This is a genomic window from Gluconobacter kondonii (assembly GCF_002723995.1).
GTDB lineage: Bacteria > Pseudomonadota > Alphaproteobacteria > Acetobacterales > Acetobacteraceae > Gluconobacter > Gluconobacter kondonii.
This window is the reverse complement of sequence record NZ_BEWP01000039.1, coordinates 1-7531: the sequence shown is the minus strand read 5'-3', so window position 1 is coordinate 7531 and position 7531 is coordinate 1. Positions and strand designations below refer to the sequence as shown.

General features: G+C 57.3%; 4 protein-coding genes and 1 riboswitch. Of the genes, 3 read left to right on the top strand and 1 reads right to left on the bottom strand.

Going from position 1 to position 7531, the window contains the following annotated elements; genetic code table 11:
* Positions 1 to 129 precede the first annotated feature (129 nt).
* Positions 130 to 1491 (top strand): superinfection immunity protein, encoded by a 1362-nt coding sequence (locus GKO01_RS16220; protein ID WP_218017460.1) that lies wholly within the window; start codon positions 130 to 132, stop codon positions 1489 to 1491.
* Positions 1492 to 1499: 8 nt separating this feature from the next.
* Here the strand turns inward: GKO01_RS16220 and GKO01_RS15375 are convergent, their stop codons facing one another.
* Positions 1500 to 2792, bottom strand: a complete 1293-nt coding sequence (locus GKO01_RS15375; protein WP_099287758.1) for a voltage-gated chloride channel family protein — start codon at positions 2790 to 2792, stop codon at positions 1500 to 1502.
* Between the two features lie 37 nt (positions 2793 to 2829).
* Positions 2830 to 2908, bottom strand: a riboswitch (Fluoride riboswitch).
* Between the two features lie 171 nt (positions 2909 to 3079).
* Between GKO01_RS15375 and GKO01_RS15370 the strand changes: the two genes are divergently transcribed.
* Both GKO01_RS15370 and GKO01_RS15365 read left to right on the top strand, forming a co-directional pair.
* Complete coding sequence (locus GKO01_RS15370; protein ID WP_244901515.1) at positions 3080 to 5716, top strand: M1 family metallopeptidase; 2637 nt, start codon at positions 3080 to 3082, stop codon at positions 5714 to 5716.
* A gap of 104 nt (positions 5717 to 5820) precedes the next feature.
* A complete protein-coding gene (locus tag GKO01_RS15365) occupies positions 5821 to 7461 on the top strand; it encodes an ABC-F family ATP-binding cassette domain-containing protein (RefSeq protein WP_099287757.1) in 1641 nt (546 codons plus the stop codon).
* Positions 7462 to 7531 lie beyond the last annotated feature (70 nt).

The following is a 7531-nucleotide window of genomic DNA, read 5'->3' as shown; positions in this document are numbered from 1 at the left end:
TTCTTGTTATTTCTTTTATGGCTGATCACGTTTCCTTGCTGGGTAAGAGGCGCATGATAAAAACTGTCAATGTTTGAGAGCGTTACTGGCGATATTTCAGAACTGTCTGATTGTGGGGATAAGCAAACATTGTACGATACGAAACAAAAACGACCCACAGCCCTGATCGTCCGACTGTGCGCCAACGCCTTGGTGAGTGTCGCGTTAGCCGGTACTTTACCCTGCGCGGAAGCAAAGCCCGGCACACTTCCTCCCCTCGCTCATGCCGAGCTGGAAAAAGGGTCTCACGCCACTCTGTCCACGCGGGGAGTTGTGGCCGCGCTGGATGTCAGACACAATCCGAAATGCAATGTACCGATCGTCTGGGCCGATATGGATTCCAGCCCGACATCGCCTTGCAGCATGGCCTTCCTGACACTCCGTACCCCCGAAGATACACGGGCACATGCGTCTTCTTTCCCCCTGACACCTTATGGGACGGAAGACGACGGCATGGCGCAGCTCAGGATGTCCTTTCGACAGCTGGACGCATCGGCCCCGTTCCCGCAGGTCATGGTCTCGGCTTATACGGGGGGCGCGCATTGCTGCTCCCTCACGTCCATTTTCGATCTGCGTTCCAACGGGCAATGGCAGCATCTCGAACTGGGAGCGATGGACGGTGATGGCGAGCCGCAGGTCGTGGATATCGTCGGGAATGGGCAGCAGGAAATCCTGACCGTCGATCAATCCTTTCTCTATGCTTTTGCCTCTCATGCCGGTTCCGAAGCGCCTGTTGTGATTTCGCGCTATCATGATGGTGTTCTGGAAAACGTGACGCGTGACCCGGTGTATCGGGACTATCTTACCAAGGATCTGGCTGACAGACGCCGAAACTGGGTAAGATCCGGTCGTTTCGAGCCGAATGGTTTTCTGGCCTATGAGGTCGCGACCATGGCCAATCTGGGCAAATTCTCCGAAGGCTGGCGCGATATGCTGGCTCATGCGCAATCCACAAAAGAGTCCGGGTTTGGGTTGTCTTTATGTGACCTCAAACCCGCCGCAGAAAAACAGAATGGTCATGGCTGTTCGGCCAAAGAAAAAGAACTGCTTCCATTTCCCGACGCCCTCTCGGCCTTTCTTGTCCAGACCGGCTACATAACGCCCGAACAAGCGGCTTCGGTCCGAGGAGATCAGGGTTCGACGAACGTACCTCCTCCGCCGACGGCATCTGCCCCCCCGAAGCCAGTGTCTTCGTCATCCGCCGTTGCCCAGCCCACGACAACAGATTCCGACACCACAGCTCCGGCCAAGCCTATAAAATCCCCCGCCCTGCTCTCTGTCCTCGCAGGTCTTGGGTTGGTTCTTTATCTTCTCCCGATCCTGATCGCTTACAGGCGCGATACTGTCGACCAGCGAAAAATCGCGATGGTGACAATATTACTCGGCTGGACGATCATCGGTTGGGTCGCTGCTCTTGTCATGGCCCTCACGCAGCAGTCACGCAAAGCATAGACATAGGATCAGTTTCTGCCCCGTACCTCTCGCAGCGTCATGGCCCCGACCCGCTGCGAGAGGTAAATCCCGGTCTTTCCGGAAAAAACACAGGCCACGAAACATCCGATCGCGAAATAGGCGATATCCGCGGCGCCAAACAGCTCCACACCCATCAGGGTACAGGCCAGAGGCGTGTTCGCAGCCCCGGCAAAAACCGACACAAAGCCCACGGCGGCGAGCAGGTCCACCGGCATGTGCAGCGCATGGGCCAGAGCATTTCCCGACGCGGCACCCAGAAAAAACAGTGGCGTGACTTCCCCGCCCTTGAACCCGCTCGCCAGAACGACAACCGTAAACACCAGCTTCCAGAACCAGGACCAGGGATAGCATGCAGACCCGAAAAAGCTGACAATGGACGCTCCACCGGGTTCTGTCGGAAGAACCCCCAGCCCAAGATAATCCCTGTTCCCAACGACCATCACCAGAAGAATGGTCGCAATCCCACCAATAGCCGGGCGCAGCCATGATCTCGGACAGACTGTTTTCATGACCGCCGCCAGACGATGCACGCTCTCGGTAAAGATCCAGCTCAGGCAACCAAAGACCACAGCTGCACCGGCAACCTTCGCAGCCAGCACAGGATTGACGTGCCAGAGCGTACCATCGGCACTCAGTGTTCCCTGAAACATCAGAGGGTAGAAAACGTGATGCACTCCCCAGGCGCGACAAGACCAGTCCGCAATGATGGAAGACATGGCTGCGGGCAAAAGAAACCGATAGTTGAGCCTGCCCAAAGTCAGAACTTCCAGAGCGAAAACCGCTCCTGCAACGGGGGTTCCGAAGACGGAACCAAATCCGGCGGCAATGCCACAAACCAGCAGGGCGCAGCGTTCTGAAGAGCGAAGTCTGAACAGCCGCGCTGTCGCACTCGCCAGACTGCCTCCAACCTGTATGGCGGTCCCTTCCCGTCCGACAGACGCGCCGAAAAGATGGCTCACAACTGTCGCGATCAGCACGAAAGGCGCCATTCGGAGTTGAACCCCGGCCCCCGGCTCGTGGATTTCGTCCACGATCAGGTTCGCCCCGCCTTCCACATCCCGCCCGAACCAGAAATACCATAGCCCGACCGCCACTCCAGCCAGAGGCAGGCCAAACAGCAGAACCGGATGAGCGATCCTGCAAGCAGTTACGACGTCCAGAAGCCACAGAAACAGGGCGCAGACGCTGCCGATACACACCGACAGCATGATAAGGACAGCGCCCATCCGGCAATAATCAAAAATATCGGAAAAACGGAACTGATTCTGAACGTCGTTCATGGCGGACGCATGTCTCCTGTCTTGTGCCGCAGAGGGCGCTAAAACAGGAATCATCAGCTTCCGGACGAAGCGGTTCGACCATGAATGGTCAGGCAGAATCCATTGCCTTCAGACAGGAAAAAGCCCCTAAGCGCCCGATCTGTCAAGAGATCCCTTCGTCTGGCAGATGACAAGGTTTTAAGGGGACGCCACTTTCCAGCATGACAGGGGTATGCCACCGTAACTGTAACAAAAACGAACGGCCTGATCCGTTCTTCCGTCCGACTGATTTTAAGGAGCTGCATATCATGCGTCGCCTTCTGGTTCTTACCACCCTTCTGGCAGGGCTCCCCTTCACGGTTGCAGCACATGCCGAAGGAACCTTCTCCTTTGCCACGACACCGGGGCAACTTCCCAAAACCGTTGTGCCGACAGATTATGTCATCGACCTGACGACCGACATGGATCATCTGACCCTCCAGGGTGACGAAATCATCCGGATCGAAGTGCAGACCCCGACTGCGGATATCACGCTCAATCAGGCGGGTCTCAAACTGGCGAGCGCCCTGCTCGACAACTCCGAGAAAGCCGTCATCCATCAGGACGACGCCGCAGAGACGGTCACATTGCACTTCCCTGCCCCCGTTCCGGCTGGGGTCCATACACTGGCCATCAAGTATTCCGGTCCGATCCTGAAGACGCCCAACGGCATTTACGTTGACGACTATACAGACCCCAAGGGCAAGCCTCAGCGGATGCTTGTCACACAGTTCGAAGTCGCCGATGCCCGCCGCATGTTCCCCGGATGGGATGAACCGGCCTTCAAGGCCACATATCAGCTGAACGTGACGCTCCCGTTTGAATATACCGCCGTGAGCAACATGCCGATCATCGGCACGACGCAGCAGGATGAAAAGACAAAGCGCGTCTCCTTCACCGCGACCCCGCGCATGTCGAGCTATCTGCTGGCACTGGTGGCGGGCGACATGGCCTCCGTCGATGGCAAGGCAGACGGCACACCTCTCCGCGTCTTTGCACCGACCGGCCTTGAAAATCAGGGCACCTACGCTCTGGGCGCTGCCGAAAAGATCCTGCCCTATTACAACGACTATTTCGGCATCAAATACCCACTGCCGAAAATGGATATGCTGGCCATCCCCGGCAACTATCAGGCCGGTGCGATGGAGAACTGGGGGGCGCTGACCTATATCGACAACGTCCTGCTGTTCGATCCGAAGAACAGCACGCCCCGCACCCGTGAACTGATCTATGAAGTTGTCGCACACGAAATGGCGCATCAGTGGTCCGGCGATCTGGTGACCATGGGTTGGTGGGATAATATCTGGCTGAACGAAGGCTTTGCGTCGTGGATGGAAATCAAGGCGACGGACAAGATGAACCCGGAATGGGACATCTGGCCGCGCCAGCACGAAACCCGCGAAAACACGATGGCAACGGACGCCCTGTCCACCACCCATCCGATCCAGCAGACCATTAACAATGTGAGCGAAGCCAACTCTGCCTTTGACGGCATCAGCTACGGCAAGGGCGAACTTGTCATCCGCATGATGGAAGGCTGGCTGGGCGAAGACCATTTCCGTGACGGAATGCGCGCCTACATGAAAGCCCACGCTTACGGAAATGCCACCAGTCAGGACCTCTGGAACGCCCTGTCACAGGCGTCGGGTCAGGATGTCGGCAAGGTCGCACGCAGCTTCACAGAACAGCCCGGCATCCCGCAGGTCAATGTCGCGGCGGTCTGCCAGAATGGTCAGACGACATATACCCTGACGCAGAGCCGTTTCACGATCCACGATCCCAATGCGAAAGCCCTGACCTGGAACATTCCGGTTGTCGCGGGCGGTCCGGGGCTTGAGACCAAAAAACTGGTCCTCGGCGCTGAACCCGTAACCTTCACCCTGCCCCGCTGCAACGCCCCCCTCAAGCTCGATCTGGGCGAGAGCGGTTATTACCGCGTGCATTACGACGACGTCGCCTTCGCACCTATCGCCGCCTCAATTTCGAAATTTGCACCGGTGGATCGCGCCAATATTCTTGGTGATCAATTCGCCCAGTTCCGGGCTGGTCATGGCAACCTGTCCTCCTATTTCGATCTCGTGGACCGACTGACGGCAGCGCATGAGAGCGACATCGCTACACTTGAGGAAATCATTGGCAAGCTGGAAACGCTTGATACCTATGAAATCAACAGCCCGGACCGCGCGGCATTCCAGGCCTATGCCCGCAGCCGCCTCGCTCCCGTGCTGAAGCGTCTGGGCTGGGACCAGAAGCCGCATGAAAGCGTGCTGGACACCATGCTCCGTCCGTCCGTGATTTCGGCTCTTGGGAACTTCAACGATCCCGCAGTCCTTGCAGAAGCCAAGCGCCGTTTCGCGGCATGGCTCAAAAACCCGGCCTCCCTGCGTCCGGATCTGGTTGGCACAGTCTCGGCTCTGGCGATGAAACATGCCGATGCAGCAACCTATGACATCATGGCAAAGAAGGTCCGCGATACGCAGGCCACGGAAGTCAAACTGCGTCTGTTCCAAGCTCTTGCCAACGCCACGGACCCCGATCTGATCCGTCGCAATGTCGACCTGGCCTATAGCGGCGCTATCCCGAACGGTCGTATTTCAATGGCCCTGTCATCGATCGCCTCTGCCAGCGAAAACCCGGATCTCGTCTGGAAGCTCGTTCGCCAGCATGAAGCCGAAATCCGCACGCATCTGGCCCCTTGGTCACAGGACGGGTTCCTTCCAGCCATCGCAGCCCATTCCAACAATCCGGATATTCTCGCCGAACTGCAGAAAGACCCGTCTTCCAGCATGACAACCGGTGCGAAAATCGCCACGGCCCATGCAGTCAATGCCGTTTCAGCTCGCAAAGAAGCCGTTCAGGCAGCCCAGAGCCAGATCCACGACTGGCTTGCCGTTCACACTCACTAACACTCCAACGAGGCGGAAAAGATCCGCCTCGTCCCTGTCCGGGACGGTAAAACTGCTATAGACGTGGCTCTCTTGTTTTACCCGCCACCGGACCATCCTGCCCCATGCTTCAGATCGAAAACCTTGTCTTCAACGCCTGGGGACGACAGTTCTTCAATCGTGCAAGCGCGAACCTTCCCAACCCATCCAAGGTTTCGCTGGTTGGCCGGAATGGCGTCGGAAAATCCACGCTTTTCAAACTCATCAAAGGCGAGCTTCAGCCGGATTCCGGTGAAATCGTCATCCCACGTGCCGCCCGTGTCGCAACAGTGGATCAGGAACATCCCGCCACCCCCATCAGCCTGATCGATACGATCCTCGCAGCCGATACGGAACGCGCGACCCTCATGGCAGAGCTGGAAACAGCCGATCCTGAGCGGATGGGCGATATCTGGATGCGCCTGATCGAAATCGATGCAGACAGCGCCCCTTCCCGTGCGGCAGAAATCCTGAATGGTCTGGGCTTCTCCACGGCAGACCTCGACCGTCCGATGGCCGAATTCTCGGGTGGCTGGCGGATGCGCGTAGCCCTCGCCGCCGCCCTCTTCGCCGAACCCGATCTGCTATTGCTCGATGAGCCGACGAACTATCTCGATCTTGAAGGCGCCTTATGGCTGGAAGCGCGCCTCGCCCGCTATCCCCATTCCGCACTCATCATCAGCCATGACCGCGAACTTCTGAACAATTCCGTAGACTTCACCCTGCATGTTACGGAAGGCAAGCTGGAACTTTACACCGGCGGATACGACGATTTCGAGCGTCAGAGGGCTGAAAAAATTCGCCTGCAAAGCGCCACCCGTGCCAAGCAGGAAGCCGAACGCGCGCATCTTCAATCCTTTGTAGACCGCTTCAAAGCGTCGGCCGCAAAGGCGGCGCAGGCCCAGAGCCGCGTGAAGCGTCTCGCCAAACTGGCTCCTATCGAAACCACGATCGAAGCCTCCGTCTCACCATTTCTTCTCCCATCCCCTGCCCGCCCACTCGCACCGCCCCTGATCCGGCTGGAAAACGTCGAGGTCGGCTACGGAGACGACCCCGCCATCCTGCGCGACCTGAATCTCAGGCTGGATGTGGACGACCGCATCGGCCTGTTGGGCGTTAACGGTGCCGGTAAATCCACCTTTGCCAAAATGATCGCAGGCGCTCTTGAAGTCCGCTCCGGAGAAGTCTCGCGCTCTCCCCGCATTGAGGTGGGCTGGTTCCATCAGCACCAGATCGAGGCGCTCGACCCCGAACAGACCCCACTCGACATCATGCGTGCGGCCCGCCCGACAGACAGCGATCAGTCTCACCGCTCCCGTCTGGCTCAATTCGGCATTCACTTCGAAAAACAAGGAACCAAGGTTGAAGCCCTGTCTGGCGGTGAGCGTGCCCGCCTGCTGCTGAATATGGTGGCTATGGCGGCTCCGCACCTGCTGATCCTTGATGAGCCAACCAACCATCTGGACATCGACAGCCGCCGTGCTCTGCTGGATGCGCTGAACAGCTACGAGGGCGCAGTCATTCTCATTACCCATGACCGTTCGCTCATGGAGCTGGTCGCAGACCGTCTCTGGCTTGCAGCAGACAACCAGATCGTGCCTTTCGATGGTGATATGGACGACTACGCCAAATTCGTGATTGAGCGCGCAAAAGGTGGAACATCTGCCCCATCTCAAAGTGCTTCCAAAGAAAAGCGATCAAAAAATAAGAAGGCAAAAAACAAATAGATAATTTTTTCTAATATTTTTACAAGCAGAGTTCATGAAGAAATTAATATAATCTTCATGAACTCTGCTT